At 48.7% G+C, this 22,669-nt stretch carries 11 protein-coding genes; 9 read left to right on the plus strand and 2 right to left on the minus strand.

Annotated features, from left to right (window positions below):
- Positions 1-444: 444 nt before the first annotated feature.
- Together V7S65_RS03500 and V7S65_RS03505 are read right to left on the minus strand one after the other, a co-directional pair.
- A complete protein-coding gene (locus tag V7S65_RS03500; protein ID WP_111578839.1) occupies positions 445-1,902 on the minus strand; it encodes an amino acid permease in 1,458 nt (485 codons plus the stop codon).
- 93 nt (positions 1,903-1,995) lie between these two features.
- Positions 1,996-2,904, minus strand: a complete 909-nt coding sequence (locus V7S65_RS03505; protein ID WP_079468200.1) for an AraC family transcriptional regulator — start codon at positions 2,902-2,904, stop codon at positions 1,996-1,998.
- 190 nt (positions 2,905-3,094) lie between these two features.
- Here V7S65_RS03505 and V7S65_RS03510 point away from each other — a divergent pair, with 190 nt between their 5' ends.
- From V7S65_RS03510 to V7S65_RS03550, 9 genes are all read left to right on the plus strand, one after another.
- Positions 3,095-5,233, plus strand: a complete 2,139-nt coding sequence (locus V7S65_RS03510) for a S9 family peptidase (RefSeq protein WP_079468199.1) — start codon at positions 3,095-3,097, stop codon at positions 5,231-5,233.
- Between the two features lie 3 nt (positions 5,234-5,236).
- Positions 5,237-6,967, plus strand: coding sequence for a DUF885 family protein (locus V7S65_RS03515; protein WP_445223248.1), 1,731 nt, complete (start codon positions 5,237-5,239; stop codon positions 6,965-6,967).
- Positions 6,968-7,219: 252 nt separating this feature from the next.
- Positions 7,220-10,405, plus strand: coding sequence for a SusC/RagA family TonB-linked outer membrane protein (locus tag V7S65_RS03520; RefSeq protein ID WP_336386171.1), 3,186 nt, complete (start codon positions 7,220-7,222; stop codon positions 10,403-10,405).
- Between the two features lie 19 nt (positions 10,406-10,424).
- The gene (locus V7S65_RS03525; RefSeq protein ID WP_336386170.1) at positions 10,425-11,996 is read left to right on the plus strand and encodes a RagB/SusD family nutrient uptake outer membrane protein; all 1,572 of its coding nucleotides are present in this window, start codon (positions 10,425-10,427) and stop codon (positions 11,994-11,996) included.
- A gap of 21 nt (positions 11,997-12,017) precedes the next feature.
- Positions 12,018-12,689, plus strand: coding sequence for a fasciclin domain-containing protein (locus V7S65_RS03530; protein ID WP_079468195.1), 672 nt, complete (start codon positions 12,018-12,020; stop codon positions 12,687-12,689).
- Between the two features lie 13 nt (positions 12,690-12,702).
- Complete coding sequence (locus V7S65_RS03535) at positions 12,703-13,662, plus strand: hypothetical protein (RefSeq protein WP_336386169.1); 960 nt, start codon at positions 12,703-12,705, stop codon at positions 13,660-13,662.
- 7 nt (positions 13,663-13,669) lie between these two features.
- Complete coding sequence (locus tag V7S65_RS03540; RefSeq protein ID WP_336386168.1) at positions 13,670-15,922, plus strand: putative Ig domain-containing protein; 2,253 nt, start codon at positions 13,670-13,672, stop codon at positions 15,920-15,922.
- Between the two features lie 360 nt (positions 15,923-16,282).
- Positions 16,283-18,697: a glycoside hydrolase family 127 protein gene (locus tag V7S65_RS03545; protein ID WP_336386167.1), complete on the plus strand. Its 2,415-nt coding sequence runs from the start codon at positions 16,283-16,285 to the stop codon at positions 18,695-18,697.
- A gap of 3 nt (positions 18,698-18,700) precedes the next feature.
- The gene (locus V7S65_RS03550; RefSeq protein WP_336386166.1) at positions 18,701-22,666 is read left to right on the plus strand and encodes a M61 family metallopeptidase; all 3,966 of its coding nucleotides are present in this window, start codon (positions 18,701-18,703) and stop codon (positions 22,664-22,666) included.
- Positions 22,667-22,669: the final 3 nt, after the last annotated feature.

Raw genomic sequence — 22,669 nt, forward strand, 5'->3', positions numbered from 1 at the left:
ATAATTAATGAATAAGACGTGAACTTGAATAGAAACGTGAATGGAACAGATATACGGCCTGTCTTTCGTGTTGTTGCTTTAGTGTTTTTGGTTGTGATTGAAATAATTTGCTAAATCGTTATTGCACATTTGCCCGCTAAAGGCAGTTTTTTACATAACTCACCGGATCCCCAAAAGTGATGAAATAAAGTTGGTCTTTCACATGATCAATATGGCACGTCGTAATGCTTCGTCAGAAAAGGAATTACATGTCTCTACATAACATCGTATCAGTTTCTGTCAGAAAGGTAACGAATTTTGTAAATGTACAAGTATAGTTTTTTGCCCGGTTATGATGCTGGATTAATTATATATTAATACTTTGAAAAGGCGTAGGGGATACGCTTATAAGGGAAAACAAAAAAGGGGAACTGTTTTAATAGTCCCCCTGGTTGACAGCATTATTCAGTAAGAAGATTCGGCAGTTGTTATATTTTCTTTCCGGGAGATAGGTGAATCGCCGTTACGTTTATTCCTGTTGGCGAAATAGTACACGGGTATACCGGACAACGTGATAAATAATCCCGGCCAGGTAAATCGTGGTTTATATACAAACAGCAGTCCGCAGAAAGCCAGGCCCATTAAAATGTACAGCACCGGCAGCACCGGGTATCCAAATGCTTTGTAAGGCCGGTCGGCATCCGGACGCTTCTTCCGCAGGATAAAAATACCCGCAATAGTAAGCATATAAAAAGCCACCACCACAAAAGAGATCATATCCAGCAAATCGCCATAACGGCCGCTGAGACACCATAAGCATGCTACGAGACATTGAATCCACAATGCAAAGGAAGGTACGGCGGAACGGTTTAAACTACCGGCTTTTTTGAAAAACAAGCCATCTTTTGCCATCGTATGATACACCCGCGCACCGGCAAGTATAAGCCCATTGTTACAACCAAAAGTGGATATCATGATCATCACGGCAATAATGACGGTACCTATATTTCCCAACACAGCCTGAGATACGGAAACGGCTACACGATCTTTTGGCGCATGGGCAATTTCAGATAAAGGCAATACGGCGAGGTAAGTAATATTAGTAAGCAGGTAGATGACGGTTACAATAGCTGTTCCTAAAAAAAGACTCAGCCCGATATTTCTCCGGGGATTCTTTATTTCACCGCCTACAAAAGCCACATTATGCCAGGAGTCACTGCTGAACACCGATCCCACCATTGCAGAAGCAATAGCGCCAAAAGCAGCAATGGTACTGTAAGATCCTATACTGCCATCTGTGGTAAGCGGGTGCAGCTTCCATGCATCCTGCCAGTTGGCCTGCCATATTTCCGGTTTAACCGCCAGCAGTCCGCATATGATCAGTGCCGCAAGGCTCACCAGCTTAGTCATTGTAAACGTAGTCTGGATCATTTTACCTCCTTCAATACCCCGCGTATTCATATAAGTGAGCAACACAATTACCCCGATGGAAAGCAGTTGCGCAGCGGTGATATGAAGTGTGCCTACCGACAACAACACATTTTCTTCACTGAACACCGGCAGGAGGTAGGCGGTAAATTTGGCAAAGGCCACCCCCACCGCCGCAATGGTAGCGGTTTGTATCACGGTAAAAAAACTCCAGCCGTACAGGAAGGCCGTCATAGGGTTGTAAGCTTCTTTCAGGTAGATGTATTGTCCGCCTGCACGTGGAAACATACCACTCAGCTCCCCGTAACTTAATGCAGCGGTAAGGGTCATAAAACCGGTGATCAGCCATACCAGCAGCAGCCATCCGGCGCTTCCGGTATGACGGGTAATATCTGCGCTGACAATAAAAATTCCCGAGCCTATCATGCTGCCGGCCACAATCATGGTGGCATCCAGCAGTTTAATGGACGGTTTAAAGGTAGGAGCGTCTGACATAGTAGCGAATCGTAGTTTGGTTGATATTACAGGTTTATCTCCCCTAAAACTACAGTTACTTTGCTGGCTATTCTATTCGCTTTTTGATCAATACTATGCAGATTTTGTTGCAGTGCCCGGTGCCCCGTTTTCCAATTGCTCATATTCCCGGAGGTAACTGCGGGGCGATTTGCGGGTAATACTCTTAAATACCCGGTTAAAATTGGCAATGCTGTTGAAGCCACAGTTATAGGCCACGGTAGCAATGCTATCATACGATCCGCCGGCCAGCTTTTTGCAGGCTTCGTTGATCCGCACTTCGTTCAGGAACGAAACAAACGTTAGCCGTGTATGTTTTTTAAAGTACCGGCAAAAAGCCTGCGGCGTCATGTGCGCCTCCCGTGCAATATCTTCCAGCTTTATTTCCGCATCATAATGCTGCATAATATAATTATAGATATACCCGATACGAATACCTTCCTGCTCATTTACAGCAGATAATCTTGATCCCGTGATCAGCGGCTCCAGGTTTTTTATAGTAAGAAAGAAATTGATCAGCTCCACAAATGCAAGGAACTGCGCAATGCCCTGCGACTGGTGGATTTTCAGCAACCGGCTGGAGATTTCTACCACATGCGCTTCCGGTACCTTAAACCCGTTCTGCGACTGATCTATAAAAGACTTTATCTTTTTAAATTCCGGTAACCCGAAAAGGGGCGCCAGCTTGCCTTCCGGGTTGAAGAAGAGGGTGAGTGCCTGCACATTCTTTTTGTTCTTGCTGCCAAAAGGCAGTTCCTCACTTTTTAATACATGCGGCTGGTTACTGCCTATCCAGTATATTTCGTTGGACCAGAAAGCATGCATATTATTTTCTACGATCAAAGTACCATGGCCATGCTGGATCCAGGTTAACTGGATTTCCTCATGACGGTGAAGATGCGGATAAAAAGCCGGCAATATGTCCTTTTGTGTGATAATGGTTTTATCGTGCGCAACAGGTATCGTAAACTGTAATACTTTCATGTAGTTACATTATTCTTTTTTTAACACCTTTGAAGGGATTGTAACCAAATTTAGGTGAAGATATGAGAACAAGTTATTAAAAAACGTTTAAAATCTAATCAATGCCTGATGTACTTTTAAAAAATAATCGGACAGGCAGTATATATTAACTGTCCAATGTACATTTAATTACAGGGGATCAACACAACTTATGAAATACCAACGATTTCTTTACCTGCTGATTTTATGGAGCCTGCCAACCGGGCTGTTGCTCGCACAGCAAAGTAAGCCAACGCCTTACCTGCCTTCACATGCAGAGATATTGCAGCGATATAAAAAGGTACAACTGCTGGACAGTATTACCCGGAAAACCATTTCCCGGCATAACGTGGATGCCAACTGGATGCCGGACGGAAAGTCGTTCTGGTATGTTATTACAGGGAATGACAGTAGCAAAACAGCTTATCTTGTGACGGCTGCCACCGGTAAAAAAGAGGTGATCACCGACACCGCAAAAATTGCGCAACTGGCTAAAAATCATACAGGCGCACGTCCGGTAAGACAGCATGAGCCCAGTCGCTGGGAGGGATTTGCAACAGACAGCGTTTCCCCGGATAAACAATGGGTAGCCACCACCATCGATGGCAACGTGTATGTACGCTCAGTGGCTACCGGCGCCCTCACACCGTTTACCACCGACGGGAAAGCCACCGGCGACTACTACGGCGCCCTGGCCTGGTCGCCCGACAGCAAATACCTGGTTGGCTACCGCATTCACCCCGTGGAAGATTCCTCCGTGTACTATGTACTCACCGACGTGGCAGGAACCACCCGCGGACAGCTGCGCTCCCAACCCTATAAGCAACCGGGCGATCCTTTTACCACCTTCGATATGTACCTGTTTACCCTGGCCGGTAAAACCACCGCTAAAGTAAAAACAGAACAGATCGATTTCTTTGATGCCCCAATGCTGCACTGGCGGCATAAAGACCCGCGCTACTTCCTCTATGAAAAAGTAGATCGTGGTCATCAACGCTTCCGCGTAATAGAAGTAGATGCCACCAATGGTAACACCCGCACCATACTGGATGAAAAAACGCCTTCCTTCATCTACGAATCGCGCCTCTATACCCATTACCTCCCGGAAACCAATGAACTTCTCTGGACGTCTGAAAAAGACGGCTGGCGGCATATTTACCTGGTGAATACCCTCACCGGCGAAATTAAGAACCAGGTGACAAAAGGAGATTGGGTAGTGAGGGAAATAGACAGCGTGGATGCAAAGAAAAGAGAGATCTGGTTCAGGGCAGGAGGCAGGAACGCCGGCGAAGATCCTTACTTCCTCCACTACTACCGTACGGACTTCAGCGGACAGCACCTGCTGGACCTTACTCCGGCCGCCGGCAACCACCAGGCATTCTTTTCTCCCGATAAAAAATATTTTATAGATAAATATTCACAGGTAAACGTGCCACCGGTAAATGAACTGCGCCGCACTGCCGACGGTAAGCTGATCACCGTACTGGAAAAAACAGATGTGAGCGGCTGGGAAGCCACCGGCGTGCCTTTCCCCATACCTTTCACCGCGAAAGGCCGCGATGGCAAAACAGATATCTGGGGCGTGATGTGCCGGCCCACGGATTACGATTCCACGAAAATGTACCCGGTAGTGGAAAATATCTACGCAGGTCCGCAGGATGCTTTTGTACCCAAAAGCTTTATGAGCTATTATATCGATATGCAAAGCCTGGCCGATCTCGGATTTATTGTAGTGCAGATCGATGGTATGGGCACCGCTAACCGCTCGAAGGCATTCCACGATGTATGCTGGAAAAACCTCGTGGATGCAGGATTCCCGGACCGCATCCTCTGGATCAAAGCGCTGGCTCAAAAATATTCTTTTGTGGATACCTCACGGGTAGGGCTATACGGAACTTCCGCCGGCGGACAAAACGCATTGGGCGGCTTGCTCTTCCATCCCGAATTTTATAAAGCAGCAGTGGCTTCCTGCGGCTGTCATGATAACCGTGTGGATAAGCAATGGTGGAATGAACAATGGATGGGATACCCCGTAGGCAAAGAGTATGAGGAGCAATCCAATGTAACCAACGCCGGTAAATTGCAGGGCCGCCTGCTCCTGATAGTGGGAGAGGCCGACACCAATGTGCCGCCGGAATCTACCTACCGGGTGATCAACGCACTGATCAAAAAGGGAAAGACCTTCGAGTTCCTGCCGGTGCCCGGCATGGGACACAGCGACGGAGGCCCCTACGGCCGAATTAAACGCCGCGATTTCTTTGTGAAAAACCTGTTGAATATCAATCCGCCAGACAGAAATATAAACGAGTAAAATATGCCTCTTTTGAAGAAATTATACATGCTACTTGCCTGCGTGCTGTTGCAGCAGGCAACAACTTCCGCCCAATCTGCGGATAATGACCTGTACCTCCAGACCAGCGAAGTGAATAACATCATGGTGCAATACGAAGCGGACGCAGGTAATCTGCGCCGGTTTTACTTTGTAGACAGCTCACCGGAAGGACTCACCCGCATGGCCACCCTGGTAAAGAGCTATCAGCAGCGGCTGGAACAACTGAAGTATGCCGCGCTGAATGTAGGCGCACAGGTAGATTACACGCTTTTTAAACGCCGGCTTTCACAGACGTTGGAGGAGCTGTTGCTCGCACAACAGGAAAGCGCACAGGTGAAAAAATGGTTTCCCTTTGCAGATAAGATCTACCAGGCAGAACAACATCGCCGCCGCGGAGAGAAGCCGGATGCAGCCGCACTGGCCGCCCAGCTGAGCGAAACGGCAAAGGAAATCATCAAAAAAAGACAACAACTGGAAAACGACAGCTCACTCACCCTGCCGGAGATTCGCCGCAGCATTTCCACGGTGAGAGGTTTACGGGAAGCACTGGGCAATGTATTTACTTTTTATAACGGATACGATCCGCTGTTTTCCTGGTGGGTGCCGGCTCCGTATAAACAGGTGGACAGTCTCCTGAAAACTTACAGCACTGCTTTTAACAACAAGGAGAAAAGTACTGCCCGCATGCCGGAAGACGGCAGCGGCATTGCCGGTCACCCTATCGGAAGAACCGCGCTGATAAAAGGATTGCAGGAAGAAATGATTCCCTACACACCGGAAGAATTACTGGCTATTGCCAATAAGGAATTTGCCTGGTGCGACGCGGAAATGGAAAAAGCCACCCGCGAAATGGGACTGGGAACAGACTGGAAGGCAGCGATGGAAAAAGTAAAGAACAGTTACGTGCCCCCGGCAGATCAACCTGCTGCGATGATGAAGCTCTACAACGAGTCCGTGGATTTTATAAAACAGCATGACCTGATAACCCTGCCGCCTCTCGCAGAGGAAACCTGGCGTATGATCATGATGACACCGGAGCGGCAGCTGGTGAACCCATTCTTCACCGGCGGCGAAGAATTTAGTGTATCCTATCCCGTTAGCAGTATGAGCCATGAAGATAAAATGATGAGTATGCGTGGCAACAACCCGCACTTTTCCCGTGCCACCGTTCACCACGAGCTGCTGGCAGGACATGCTCTCCAGGAATTTATGCAGAACCGCTATAAAACGTACCGTCACTTTGAAACGCCTTTCTGGATTGAAGGATGGGCGCTTTACTGGGAACGGTTGCTATGGGACCAGGGATTTGCAAAGTCGCCGGAAGACCGTGTTGGTATGTTGTTCTGGCGTAAGCACCGTTGCGCGCGCATCATCTTCTCTATTAACTATCATACCGGTAAATGGACGCCACAGCAATGTATCGACTTCCTCGTAGACCGCGTAGGACACGAACGGGCGAATGCAGAAGGAGAAGTGCGCCGTTCTTTCGTGGGCGGTTACAGCCCTTTGTACCAGATTGCTTACATGATCGGCGGATTGCAGTTTGAAGCCCTGAAGAAAGAACTGGTTGACAGTGGTAAAATGTCGTTTAAACAATATCATGATGCCGTGCTCCGGGAGAATATGATGCCCATTGAAATGCTCCGGGCCATCCTGTTGAATAAGCCGGTGCCAAAGGATTTTACGTCCAGCTGGCGCTTTTATAAATTATAATCTTATTGGTAACGTCTCCGTGTGGGAGACGTTACCCTTTTCCCTCCCTACCTGTTAAAATCAGCAACCTATCAGTTAATTTCCGGGAAGTAATATCCGGTCCTTTTAGATAGATTTGTAATAACAATTGTCAACAATACAATTAAAATAAATCAACCGGAATAAAGTTTAATATTTTGTAGACGCACCGTGTGCGGACCTGTAACATCGTATATCAACCAGAATTTTTCAACATCGCTTAAACCTAATCCCATGCAAAAAATTGTCATGGCCTTTATCGCCTTACTGGCGGTCTTACCATCTGTTGCCCAGAACGTAAAAGTCAGCGGCAAAATTACAGATGAAAGAAGCGGGCCTCTGCCGGGCGCCTCGGTCAAAATTAAAGGGAATTCCCAGGGGGTGGTCACGGATGATAAGGGAGAGTTTTCCCTGTCGGCGCCACCTGATGCCACTTTGGAGTTCAGTTTTATTGGTTATCTCAAACAGGAACAGAAATTAAAAGGCCGCACGCATCTTAACGTAGTGCTTACCGCACAGAGCGGCGCACTGGGCGATGTAGTGGTGATCGGCTACCAGACAGTGAACCGGCGCAAAGCCACTGCGGCGGTTTCCAGTATCAAAGGAAAAGACATTGAAAACATTCCCGCCGGTAGTTTTGAACAACTCCTGCAGGGGCGTATGGCCGGCGTAAATGTGCAGAATTTCACCGGGGAACCTGGCGCTGCACCCACCATCTCCGTGAGAGGTAATACCGCTATCGGCACTTCTTACCAAAGCAATCAGTATAAAATATTAAACAAACCGCTGTATGTGATTGATGATGTACCGCAGTTCAATGATGATATGGTGGGGCCGGACATCGGTACCGGTACCAACAACATCGCCGGTTTGAACCCCAATGAAATTGAGTCGGTGGATGTACTGAAAGATGCCGCCGCCGCCGCTGTGTATGGCTCCCGCGGCGCCAACGGGGTGATCATCATCAAAACAAAACGCGCCCGCACCGGTGCGCCACGCTTCAGCGTATCGGCCTATGGCGGTTTAACGCAGATCCCTAAACTCCGCCAGGTACTGGTGGGCGCAGCGGAACGCCGCGAAAAGATCCGCCTGTATGATGATGCGTTTGAAGGCAACTACGACAGGCTGACGCATAAGAACCTCATCATGACGGACAGTCTGAACCCTGACCTGAATAAATCTACCGACTGGCAACGCCTGTTTTACCGTAATGGTCTGGTGCGAAATGTGGACTTTAACGTGTACGGGGGAACGGAGTATAACACCTACCGCCTGTCGGCCGGGTTATATATGGAAGATGGAATTGTGAAAGCCTCCGGGTTTAAACGCTATACGCTCAACTATTCCTCCTCTATACGTACCAAAAACGGCGCGTTGGAAGTAGTACCTAATATCAGGCTGGCCCGCATGGAGAGAGGACGCGGTTCCGGCAGCGCCGACCTCTTTGGCGCTGTGGGACAAAGCATGCCTTCCTCCCTGTTTGCACCGGATGAGAACAGCTTGCAGCGTGTGTTAGGGCGATATTCCAGTAACATGGATATCAACACCGATAACCAGGTGAATGGCGATATCTCTGTGCAGCTGCGGTTATCCAGCCAGTTGTCGTTCCGCTCCCGTAACTCCGTATCTATGGTGATGAGCCGCCGTGATGTATCAGTACCCGGTGAACTGAATTCTGACCTCGGCAACTCTGCTTCATCTACCAGCGGTCTGCAGCAAAGCTATACTACCTCCAATGACCTGAACTGGAACGCTGTATTCGGAAAAGGAAAAGAACATACCATCAACGCCATCGTAGGGCAGGAGGTGCAGTACAGCACTTATCAGAACACCTATGCGCGGGGCGACCGTGGCGCCAGTGATCAGATCCAGGTGGTGAATGGTTTCCCGCAGGGGCCTTATCTGTACGGCAGTTCTTCCTACGCCGCCTTTGGTATTCTCTCCCTGTTTTCAAGGGTGAACTACGATTATAAAAGCACCTATCTCTTCTCTGCATCCCTGCGTGGTGATGCAGCTTCCAGCTTCGGACCGGATAACAAGTGGGGATATTTTCCCGCTATCTCCGCAGGCTGGATGATCAGCAATGAACCTTTTATGCGCCGTTATTCCAGCTGGCTGTCCATGCTGAAACTGCGCGGTAGTTATGGTGTGCTGGGTAACCTGCCCGGCGATTACTATTTGCAGTACAGTCTTTATAACGTAGGCGCCGCCGGGTATAACGGCAGCGGATTAAATCCCAATACTTACAACGGCGCAGTAACCATTACCCCGCAATTTGGCTCTGGTGGCGTAGCGCAGAAAGATATCAGCTGGGAGAAAACCGCCAGCTGGAACGGTGGGATAGAAGCAGAGCTGATGAACGGTAAATATTATTTCAGTGCCGATGTATATGTGAAGAACAGTAAAGCAGGACTTATTGATATGAACCTGCAGAGCACTACCGGTATCGCCACCGCTAAAACAAACGGTGCACAATTACGTAATTCCGGTATTGATATCAATTTCCAGTTCAGGAATGTAATGCCGGAGAAAAGCGCGCTGCGTTGGGAAATAATGTGGAATGTAAGCATGAACCAGAACCTGGTGGTAAGTATGCCTAACAATAACCGGGATCTTACATTTGGTAACCTATTTAATACCACGCATATCCTTACCCGTGGAAAAGCAGTGAATACTTTTTACCTGTTGAAAACATTGGGTGTATATGCTACCGATGATGATGTGCCAACGGATAAATACACCGGTAAGAAATTCCAGGTAGGAGCCGTGAATGATCCTGCTTCCAATAACCCTTTCAGGGCCGGCGAGTTTATTTTTGCTGACCTGGATGGCGATGGTATTATTGATGCCTTTAATGGCGGCATCACCGGCGATAAAATTCCTTACGGAAATCCTAATCCTTTCCTCACTGGTGGTATCACACAAAACTTTTACTGGAAGAATTTCACTTTTGGATTCCTTTGCACTTTCACGTTTAAAAGAGATGTGCTGAACCTGTATGAATCCGACACCTATGGCCGCTATGGCTGGGATGGTTCAGGTAATGAATTCTCCAAGTATGCGGTATCAGACCTTTCGTCTATGAATATCTGGCGCAAGCCGGGTGATAAGGCCCAGTATGCAAGAATGGATATTGGTACTTACCGTTATTATTACCGTGCAGATCAAACCTTCTTCCTGGAGAAAGGAGATTATTTCAGGATCAAGAACGTATCATTTGGCTATACCCTCAAAGAAAAGGCCCTGAAACCACTGCATCTGAACCGTCTGCGGTTTTATGGCCTGATGGACAATGTATACATGTTCCAGGCATCCAAAAGATTGCCGGATGCGGAAAATGTGAATCCTTACGGGGAGTATAACGGTGTCGGCTATCCGAGCCCGCATAAGTATACACTGGGCATCGATGTAGGATTTTAAAAACAGCTAAACACTTTTTATGAAACGGACTTTAATTATCATTATTATAGTGGCAGCATTTTTATCGGGGTGTAAGAAAATGCTGAACCAGGAGCCAAAGGATACTACTTACGAGGAGAAATTCTGGAAGTCGGAGAATGATATGAAGAAGGCGTTGGCAGGCGCATACGCTTCGCTGCGCGCCAATATGCTCGACCAGGATTACTTCCATAACCTGGGCGATATGACGCTGGGAGACCAGTTTATCATCATCAGGAGCGGACCTTATTTTTCCAATTCCGACTGGAACATACAGGTGGGGAAATTTGAAATGAACTACCTGGATGTTTTTCGCAACTGGTCGAGGTTTTACAGCACCATTCTGCAAACAAACCTGATACTGGAAAAGCTGCCGCTGGTACCGGACGATACCTTTGCAGATGATCCGGAAAAAGGCCGGAAGAACATTGCCGGGCAAACTCTTTTTATCCGCTCCTATGTGTACTTTCAGCTGCTTCGCACTTTTGGTGATGTGCCGCTGGTATTAACACCGGACCCTGATCCTATTGCGAATAAACCGCTGGCGCGTACAGATAAAAATATAGTAGTACAACAGATCCTGAACGATCTCGACTCGGCAGCTAACTGCCTGGATATGACTTATGAAGTGGAAGCCAACAGGGGGACCGTTCCTAATAAAGCGGCGGTGATGGCGCTGCAATCACAGGTATACCTGTGGCGCGCCTGCGTAATTAAAAAGCCCGTATTTGAAGCTACGCCGGATATGGCAGATGTAGCAAAAGCTTCTGCGCTGGTGGAAAGCATTATAGGCAGCGGGTTGTACGGTTTGCCGGCTCCCGGTGGGAAGGTGGACAGTATTCAGTATGCAAAGGTATTTACCGGCAACACCCGCGAAAGTATCTTTGAATTATATACGCGCTATGCCTATAACGAGGGTTCAAACAACCTGATGCCCATGAAGTTTCTGAGGATCCCGGTACTGGCAAAAACAGACTGGAGCCCCCTGTTGCTGGGCAACAGCATTGTTAGTAACCTGTACCCGCGCATTATCCAAACGGGTCCTAATCCGGAAGATACGCTACCTAATACGGATATACGAAGAAGTTTGTTTCTCTATGATGCAGACGGCTCCCAACCCATCTTAACAAAATACAGTAACATCATCTACAACAATCCAAATCAACAGGCGGAACCTTACCTGGATAACAATGTTTCCCTGATCCGGTATGCAGATGTATTGCTGAACCGCATGGAAATCGCCGTATACAAAGGAGAATTGGGACAAGCCTACTCACAGCTGCGGAGTTTCCGCCGCTCGCGCAACCAGCCGCAGATGGACTCAGCGCTGTACGTAAGCGAATCGCCGCTCACTTACAACAGCCTGATGGATGAAATCATGACAGAGCGTTCGCGCGAACTGTTTATGGAAGGCCAGCTTTATTTCGATGATGTAAGGATGAAACGGTCGGTGGTGCCCTGGCTTACGCCCGCCAGGTACAACCAGGAAGGCTTCCTTATGCCGCTGGACCCTGCACTGTTCAACAACAACAGGTTGCTGGTACAGAATAAATACTGGGCAGGTAAAATTTAATTTTTATCCAAATTATTTATCATGAAGATCATTCATCTGCTACTCGGATCACTGCTGATCCTGGCAGCGTGTAAAAAAGATAACTACCTGGTTGATGAAGGCAATACCAACCTCGAAAGGATCAGGAAGATGCCGACCTACGATTTCCTGAAAGAAAGTAAAGTGCTGGATACCGTGGTAATGCTGATAGACCGCGCAGGAATGAAAGACGAGATCAACGGGGATATTACTTTCTTTTCGCCCACAAATTCCGGTGTAGCCAATTTCCTGGCGCAGCAAACACGCGCGTTACAACGGAAGTATAACAACGAAAACATCAAATTTACATTGGATAGTTTGACGACCGACAGTATTAAGTTTTACCTGCGGCGGCATATATTCAAAGGTGTAATTGATAAGAAAGCCATGAGCTATACGAAGAAGAGTTTTACCAACATCAACAGCGAAGGGAATTATTTCCTGCTGCTGGAAAAGTATTATATCGATGTAAGTGGTATCCGGTCTACTACCAACAGGATACAGATACGACGGGTATTCGGACTGGCAGATGAAGATGTACCGGATGGCACGGAGAACAGGGAGCCGGATTTTTATGCGTATGTGCAAACTTCTGAAGTACGTACTGCTACAGGTATGGTGCATGTATTGGAGGCCAACGCCAACATGGGATTTTACATTTACAGGGAAAACTAAAAATAAGATGACTATGAAATATATCTTATTCGCCATCAGCGCATTTGTATTGATGAATGCTGCATGTACCAAAGTGGAAGAAGGTTTTCTGAGCGATGGTATCCGTTACAAAAGCCCGGAGATATTTATTCCGAAAGGAATTACGGCCCGTTATCCCGGCATTTTATTCGATGGCTCCACGCCACCGGTAACATTTGAAATGCTGGATATACGGCCGGTAGGCGGAGGTAAGTTACCAGCCGCGTTTACCACCAAATACCCGGTATGGGTATTTAAAGATAAAATGTCTTTTGACCCGGATACCGATACCACAATTGCTGAGTTGCGCGCAAAGCAGGACAGTTTGCAGGAGTTGCCTTTTGAGTTTAACCCGGTGAATGGCGGGTTCCTGTTTAAATCGCCTTCCGCTAACATTCCTAATGGTGTGTATGAATTTGATGTGAAAGCAACCAATGTTAACGGGAGTAAGGTGTATAAGAACCTCGCGCGCCTGCATATTGAAGATCCTGAGTATATCCGTATGACGGAAATACCGGTGATTCCCGGGTACGATTCTGTTACCAATACTTTTCCCGGCGAGATGAAAGGCACGATGGAGTTAAAACGTATATCCGCTTCCGGTACCAAAGTGATGTTAAAGATCATGGATAAGAACGGGAAACTGTTTAACCCAAAGAAAGGGGAGGTGATTACCCGTGGCGACCGGCCGTCTTTTGCTTCCTATGCAAGATTTAACCCGGTGGTGGTAACGGATACTGCATTGATCACAGATTATGCCATTGCTCCTTATCCGGCGAAGCTGATCCCCGGTTATGTCAATTACCTGATCTATTACCGTATTCCCGCGTGGTTTATTAAAATGGACGGCGCTGCACCCAAAGCCTGGTCGGCCAACCCGCGGTTTGGTTTCCAGATATTATTTGAAGGCAGTTATGAAGTGATAGTGCGATTGCCAAATGTGACGAAGTTATAAACGACAAATGAAAGATGCGATGACCGGATGTATGAAGCATGGATGGTATGTAGTATTAATGATTTGCTTTGCTTTGCCGGCGATGGCCCAGCATCCCGATGCACTGATATTGAAAGAAGCTGCGTTTACAACAGGCGACTCCCTGCAATGGGCGTCGCCGGGTTATAGCGATCAGCACTGGAAACGTATAAAGGCCGGTGAAGTGTGGCAGTCGCAGGGATTCCCGGACTATCACGGGTATGGCTGGTACCGTATGAAGTTAGTTATTCCCCGTAGCCTGAAACAACAGGCTGCCTGGAAAGACTCGTTGCGTATTTACCTCGCGCATGTAAATGATGTAGATGAAACCTGGCTGAATGGCGTACGGATAGGGCAAACCGGGAGCTTCCCGCATGATATGGGCGGCTACGTTAGTAAGTGGCCATACATCCGGGAGTATCATATTCCCACTGCGGATAAAGCTATCCGCTGGGATGCAGAAAATGTGATAGCTGTAAGAGTGTTTGATGGCGGTGGTACCGGCGGTATTTTTATGGGTACCCCTTATGTGGATCTGCTCCGGAAAATAGATGGTATCCGGTTAACGCTGCCGGAAGATCAGATCATTTTCAGTGATAAGAAGACTGCGTTACCTGTACGGCTCACTAATTTGTTCAATACTACGGTAAAGGGTACACTCCGCAGTGATATATTTGACTTAGCGGCTGGAAAGAAGATATCAAGTCATATGCAGACGATGATACTTACGCCGGAATCAAAAGGGGCGTTTGTCATGGAGGCGCCTCACAGAGCGGGTATCCGTTTACGTTATTGTTTCACGGAAACGGCTACCGGGCACCAGCTGAAGGGAGAACTGGAGGTACCTTATCTTCAAACACCGGCGCCTGCGCCTGCACCACGGATCAACAGTGCCCCGGTGTATGGCGTTAGTCCGGGTACGCCCGTGATCTTCAAAGTGGCCGCCACCGGAACGGCCCCGTTGCATTACCACGCATCCGGGTTGCCGGAAGGTTTAATGATTGATAGTACCAATGGGGTAATTACCGGCGTGATAAAACAGGCCGGTAATTATCGTATAGGAGTTACCGTGACTAACGTACTCGGTGTAGCTGCACAGTCGCTGTTGCTGAAAGCGGGTGGCACTATTGCCTTAACGCCGCCAATGGGATGGAACAGCTGGAATTGCTGGGGCCTCAGCGTAAGTGAGGATAAAGTGAAAAGCTCTGCACAGGCACTGCTGGACAAAGGCCTGGCAGATCATGGCTGGAATTATATTAATGTTGATGATGGCTGGCAGCAACCCCAACGTGCAGCTGACAGCAGTATCCTTCCTAACGGAAAGTTTCCCGATATGAAAGGACTGGGCGACTGGCTGCACAGCCGCGGACTGAAATTTGGAATGTATTCTTCTCCGGGTCCGCTTACCTGTGGCGGATTCCTGGGTTCTTACCGGAATGAGGAGAAGGACGCTGCTACCTATGCAAACTGGGGAATTGATTATCTTAAATACGACTGGTGCAGTTATGACCAGGTAATGCCTGCGGACACCAGCCTTGAAACATTCATTCATCCGTTCCGGGTTATGCAGCAAGCCATCCGGAAGTATCCCCGCGATATTGTGTATAATCTTTGCCAGTATGGACTGAGAGAAGTGTGGAAATGGGGACCGCAGGTAGATGCGCAAACCTGGCGCACCACAGAAGATATTGATGATACCTGGGAAAGCATGGCTGGCATCGGATTCGGGCAATATCCACTTGAGAAGTACGCCCGTCCAGGTAACTGGAATGATCCGGATATGATGATTGTAGGACAGGTGGGTTGGGGCGAAAATCTGCATCCCACGCGGCTTACGCCGGACGAGCAATATACGCATGTGAGCCTGTGGAGCCTGCTCGCGGCCCCGTTGCTTATCGGGTGCGACATCAGCAGGATAGATACTTTTACGCTTAACCTGCTCACCAATGACGAAGTGCTGGCCATCGACCAGGATACGCTGGGGGTAGCTGCCGGACGGCGTATTGCCACGGCGCACTACGAAGTGTGGGTGAAACCCCTGGCTGATGGAAGTAAGGCGATAGGCATCTTTAATAAAGACCGGCAATACCGGCATCTTACGGTACCGTGGAAAGACATTAACCTGTCTGCGAAGCCACGGGTAAGGAATGTATGGACCCAGCGCGACCTCGGTGTTATACCTGTTGCTTACACCGTGGATGTTCCTCCGCATGGGGTAGTGCTGCTCCGCTGCAGTGAATAATAAATGCTGATGGGATGCTATGCGCCGTAAGATTGACAACAAAATTATCCTGATGCCTGTAGTAATCGATTGCAGAAAACTTCGCTACAGGACAAGGTTTCGGGGATTGACAAAATGTTGGGAATACTCGTTAATATATACGCAGTATTCCTCTTTTTTTATCAATACTTTTAAATGTCATTATGACAATTATATTCAACCGGCATCCTTGTCCACCGTAAATCCAACTAGTGTTATGAATAACTATTTATTTCCCGGCAGGTGGCTGTTACCTGGCCCCTGTATACACCCTGTATTAGACATAATTGTTATCTAGACAATTATAAAATATTATATTGTAAGACTATAAAGATAAAAGGTATGAGATCATTTTGGGGAAAGGCGGCGCTGGCCGGCGCCGGTATGCTGATGGCCAACACTACAGTGCAGGCGCAGTTACAGAAAGATTATCCGATTAAACCGGTGGCATTTACACAGGTGCGGGTGAATGATAATTTCTGGGCGCCGAAGATAAGGACCAATGCCAGTGTGACAATTCCGTATACACTGGAGCAATGTAGAAAGACAGGCCGCATCGATAACTTTTTACGTGCGGCGGGTAAGATACCGGGTGATAAACTCACCGAATACACCTTTGATGATACTGATCTGTATAAGGTAATTGAAGGGGCTTCCTACGGATTGCAGATGCAGCCCAATCCTGGTCTGGAAAAGTACCTGGATACACTGATCAGTATTATCGGCGCCGCCCAGGAGAAAGATGGATATCTCTATACTTTCCGCACGGTGAAAGCAGCAAAACCACATGAATGGATTGGCAGTAAAAGATGGGAGAAGGAAGAAGACCTGAGCCATGAATTGTATAATTCCGGTCACCTGTTTGAAGCGGCGGTAGCGCATTACCAGGCCACGGGTAAAAAAACGCTGCTGAATATTGCCATCCGTAACGCCGATCTTTTGGTGCGGGATTTCGGCTGGGGCAAGGAAGAAAAATTCCCCGGTCACCAGATCGTGGAAACAGGGCTCACGCGCCTGTACCGGGTAACGGGCAATAAGTCGTATCTCGACCTGGCCAAATTTTTCCTGGACGTTCGCGGTCCGGGTACCCACTACAGCCAGGAGTATAGCCAGTCGCACAAGAAGGTAACAGACCAGCACGAAGCCGTAGGGCATGCCGTACGCGCCACTTATATGTACACCGGTATGGCCGATGTGGCCGCTTTAACCGGCGACCGAAAATACCTGACAGCCATTGATGATATCTGGGATGATGTGGTGGACCGGAAACTTTATATCACCGGCGGCATTGGCGCCACCGGTGCAGGAGAGGCATTCGGAGCTGCGTATGAATTGCCGAACATGTCGGCCTATGCGGAAACCTGCGCTGCCATAGCCAACGTATACTGGAACAGCCGTATGTTCCTGCTGCACGGCGATGCAAAATATATTGATGTGCTGGAACGCACGCTGTACAATGGTTTGCTCTCCGGGGTATCCATCAGCGGCGACCGCTTCTTTTATCCCAACCCACTGGCCTCTATGGGGCAGCACCAGCGAAGCGCCTGGTTTGGATGCGCATGCTGCATTTCCAATATGACCCGCTTCCTGCCTTCCATGCCGGGGTATGTATATGCACAGAAAGACAATGATCTGTACGTAAATCTTTTCGTGGGCGACTCCGCTACCATCCAGCTGAAAGCCGGTAAAGTAAATATTGTTCAGCAAACGGATTATCCCTGGAATGGAAAAGACGAAATCACGATTAATACTGCCAAACCTACTACTTTCACGCTCCGGGTACGTATTCCGGGCTGGGCAGAAAACAGGCCGGTACCGGGAAACCTGTATTTTGAAGAAGACAGTTCAGCCGTAAAAATTCCCATCCTGCTCAATGGTAATCCCGTTGCCTATACGACGGAAAAAGGCTATGCTGTTATTAACCGTTCGTGGAAGAAAGGGGATAAGGTAACACTGGAATTCCCGATGGAAGTAAGAAAGATCCTGGCTGCCGCTGCGGTAAAGGACGACCACTCCCGCTTTGCGCTGGAACGCGGACCTATTATGTATTGCCTGGAGGGACCGGATAATAAAGACGCCACCGTGCAAAATATCGTGGTGGATAAACAGGCGGTGGTTTCTCCTGTATATCGTCCGGATCTGCTCAGCGGGGTAATGACCCTGCAAATGCCCGGTAATTCTGCCAGCCGTCAACTGAATTCTGACTCGCTGATTAAAAGCAGTCAAACGGTAACGGCTATACCCTATTTTTCCTGGGCCAATCGCGGTCCCGCTGAAATGACGGTGTGGATTCCGTTTGAAGCTTCGGCTGCCCGTCCAAAACCTGCACCCACCATCGCTTCTAAAAGTAAAGTAACGGCTTCTGTAAAAAATCAGCGCATGTATATGGCCCTGAATGATCAGTATGAACCGAAAGACTCAAAAGATAACAGCGCCCTTTACCTGCATTGGTGGCCGGCCAAAGGCACCAAGGAATGGGTACAGTATACGTTCGATAGCAGTCATACCGTAAGCAGCTCCAAAGTATACTGGTACGACGATGGCCCTTTTGGCGGCTGCAGAGTACCCGCTGCCTGGAAGCTGTATTACAAACAGGGAGGGGAGTGGAAACCGGTAAATGCGAAAGCACCTTATACTGTAGAAAAAGACAAGTATAACGTGATCACTTTTGAGCCGGTTACCACCACCGCCTTAAAACTGGAAATACAACTGCCGGCAGATAATGCCGCCGGGATACACGAATGGATAGTTGAATAATATATGAACCGCATAAAACAAGGCTTTCTGGCCGTTATCTGCCTGCTTGCAGGGAGTAGCTCCGCCATTGCCCAGAAAAGGGCTGAAATCACCATAAATACCACCGAGAAGGGGGCTGCTATCCCGGCTACCCTGCACGGTATTTTCTTTGAAGAAATCAGTCACGCCGGCGAAGGAGGACTATACGCTGAAATGGTGCAAAACCGCGGCTTTGAAGATCACCGCATTCCGGCTGGTACTAAGCTGGAAAACGGCTGGCTGGTGCCTTTCCCGCAAAAGCCGCATTTCATGCTGCACGGACAGGTATCCGACTGGAAAATGGAATGGCCGCTGCAAAGCCGGTGGCCGGCGTGGCATGCGGAAAACAATGCGCAACTTTCGCTGGTAACGGATCATCCGTTGAATGCCGCCACGCCGCACGCGATGCAGGTGAAAGTAACCGGTAAAGACGCAGCTCTTGTTAATGAAGGCTTCTGGGGCATGAACGTGGAGAAGGGAGCCGCTTACCGGTTGTCCTTCTTTGCAAATAACGTTAAAGGATACACGGGAAAAGTAACCGCTTCCCTGCAAACGGCATCAGGACAAATCCTGGCAGACACGGTGTTGCAGATGGGCGGCACCGCTTCCTGGAAAAAATATAATGCCACTCTTACAGCGAAAGGAAGCGACCCTGCCGGACGGCTGGTGCTTACCTTTCACCAAAGCGGCACCCTGCTGCTGGACATGGTATCGCTGTTCCCGGTGCATACCTTCCGGGATCGCCCCAATGGTATGCGTGCGGATATTGCCACCCTCATCCAACGAATGAAACCGGCCTTTGTACGCTGGCCCGGCGGCTGCTATGTGGAAGGGATTACCGTGGAAAGTGCGCCCGACTGGAAAACCACGCTCGGCCCGGTGGAACAGCGTACAGCTTCGTATAGCCCATGGGGGTACTGGAGCAGCAACGGCTTCGGATATCATGAATACCTGCAGTTTTGCGAAGATATCAACGCCGCGGCGTTGTATGTTTTTAATGTGGGCATTTCCTGTGAGTACCGCAGCGGCACCTTTGTGCCGGATGATAGTGTGGCGCCGTATATCCAAAGCGCACTGGACGCCATCGAATATGCGATTGGTCCGGTTACTTCCCGCTGGGGAAAACAACGCGCTGCTAATGGCCACCCGGCGCCGTTCCCGCTCAGGTACGTAGAAGTAGGCAACGAACAGCATGGTCCGGATTATGCAAAACGGTACAATGTTTTTTATAACGCCATCCACAAAAAATATCCGCAGATTGAAATCATTGCCAGTATGGGCATCGGCGACGTAAACCGGCATACCCTCGATAGTATGCAGCATACAGATATCGTGGATGAACATGCCTATAAAGATGCCGGCTGGAGCCTGCGCAACTTTGATCATTTCGATAAATACAAACGGGGCAACTGGCAGATGTACGTAGGGGAATATGCTACCAATGCAGGCGTAGGAAACGGTAACATGCAGGCCGCCCTCAGCGATGCAGTGTATGTAATGAGTATGGAGAAGAATGCCGACCTGGTGAAGATGAGCAGCTATGCGCCTTTACTGGTGAATGAGCATGATGTGGATTGGCCCGTGAACCTCATTCATTTCAACGCAGGCGCCAGCTTTGGAAGGATCTCCTATTACGCGCTGAATATGCTGAACGATCATAAAGCCACTTTCAACTATCCGGTAACAACCACGCTGTTGCCGGAAAAGAAGGTAACGCCAAAATTTTCGGGAAGTATTGGCCTCGCTACCTGGGATACGGAAGCGGAGTATAAAGATATTACCGTCGTGCAACAGGGCGATACTGTTTACAACAGCCGCCTTGATCCGCAGCTGACAGACTGGCTCCCGGTAAGAGGCAGCTGGAAGAGACAAACCGGTGTACTGGCGCAAACAGCTGCCGGTGCGCAGCAACTGGCTATCCTGAAAGGTCATCACTTTAATGCCTATACGCTGTCGCTTAAAGCCCGTAAAACCGGTGGGGTAAATGCTTTTATTATTCCTTTTGCTGTAAAAGATACCAATACCTGCTTACGTGCACATATTGGCTCCTGGCTGAATTCCAATGCCATGTTTGAAAGTCTTACCAACGGATACGATGTGGCTGGTATCAGCAACCCGGTGCGGTTGAAAGCCCCGCTGGAATCCGGTCGCTGGTATGATATCCGCCTAGAAGTAAACAATGATGAAGTGAAGTGTTTCGTAGACAATTCACTGCTCATGACTTACCGTGAACCACAGAAGTTATTTTCTATTGCAGGCAAAGATGAAAAGAACGGCGACATTATCCTCAAAATCGTAAATGCCGGCGAAAGCACTGTAGATGCGGATATCCGCCTGAACGGAGCCGCGGTGAACCCTGTTGCGCAGGTGATCACGCTAACGGCCGGCAAGCCGGACGCGGAGAATTCATTTGCATCCCCCGAAGCTTACACGCCGCATACTTCCACGATTCAGAATGCAGCGGCGCAGTTCAGCTGGAAAGTACCTGCGTTGTCGGTAAACATTATCCGCCTGAAATCACTGCGTATAGCATTTAACGTGCGCATGCCCGAACCGGCTGCAGGCGTATATGAAGTGGAAATGAATTACAAGGCGGACAGCGCCACCCACACCACGCTGAAGCTCCCGGTGTGGACGCCCGGTTATTATCAACTGATGGACTATGCCGGCCAGGTGAAAGATTTTCATGTATATAGCGCCACCAATGATACATTACCGTGGCATAAAACAAATACCAACAGCTGGGAAATCACCCATGCTCCCGGCGCTGAAGTAAAGGTTACTTACAAAGTAACTGCCCGCCGTAATTTTGTAGCCACGAGCTACCTGGATAAGGACCACGGCTATATTACACCCGCCGGCGTTTTCATGTATCCGGCGGGGAAAACTGATTGGCCCGTTCTGCTCACTGTACAGCCATATGGCAACTGGCAGGTGGCTACGGGAATGGATACACTGAGTAAGCATACTTACACCGCCGCGAGCTTTGATGTGCTATACGACAGCCCCTTACTGATGGGCGACCTGGAATCGTTTCCCGCGTTTAAAGTAAAAGGGATCCCTCATTATTTCACCGCTTTTCAGCCGGGTAATTTTAACCGCGGTCAGTTTATGAGCGACCTGGAAAAGATAGTCGGCACAGCAGCCGGGATCATCGGGGATATTCCCTATGATCACTATACCTTTCTGGGAATCGGGCCAGGGCAGGGAGGCATAGAGCATTTGAATTCAACGGCCGTATCTTTTACCGGGGAAGAATTAAATGATAAAGCAGCACGTCAGAGAACCTATAGTTTCCTGGCACATGAATATTTCCATCATTATAATGTAAAGCGGATCCGCCCTGTGGAACTGGGACCTTTTAATTATGATGCTGCTAATCGTAAAAAGCTGCTGTGGGTATCGGAAGGATTCACAGTATACTATGAGTACCTGGTGCTGCAAAGGGCAGGGCTGATGTCTGGTGCCGACTTATTGCAGGCATTGAACCGGCATATACAGTCGTGTGAACAACGGCCGGGCAACAAGGTACAATCTGTTACCGCTGCCAGCTATGAAACCTGGGATGATGGACCCTTTGGCGGTGATCCGGCCAAAACCATTTCCTGTTATGAAAAAGGGCCGGTGCTTGCCTTTCTGCTGGATCTGCGGATCCGTTATGCTACACATAATAAGCAATCGCTCGATGATGTGATGCGGGCTTTATACCGGCAGTATTACCTGCAACTCCAACGCGGATTTACACCAGCCGAGTTCCGGGAAACATGTGAAACCATTGCCGGACAATCCCTGGCTGACTTCTTTGTATATGTGGAAACGCCCGCTCCTGTTAACTATCAGCAATACCTGGCTTATGCCGGTTTAACGATAAATAAGACGGGTATACATACACTTCCTGCTCCCAACATATTGCAACAGGATATCCGTAAGGCATACGGTATAACTGATTAGTTC

The organism is Chitinophaga sp. CCNWYY40 (genome assembly GCF_037483205.1).
Classification (GTDB): Bacteria; Bacteroidota; Bacteroidia; order Chitinophagales; family Chitinophagaceae; genus Chitinophaga; species Chitinophaga ginsengisegetis.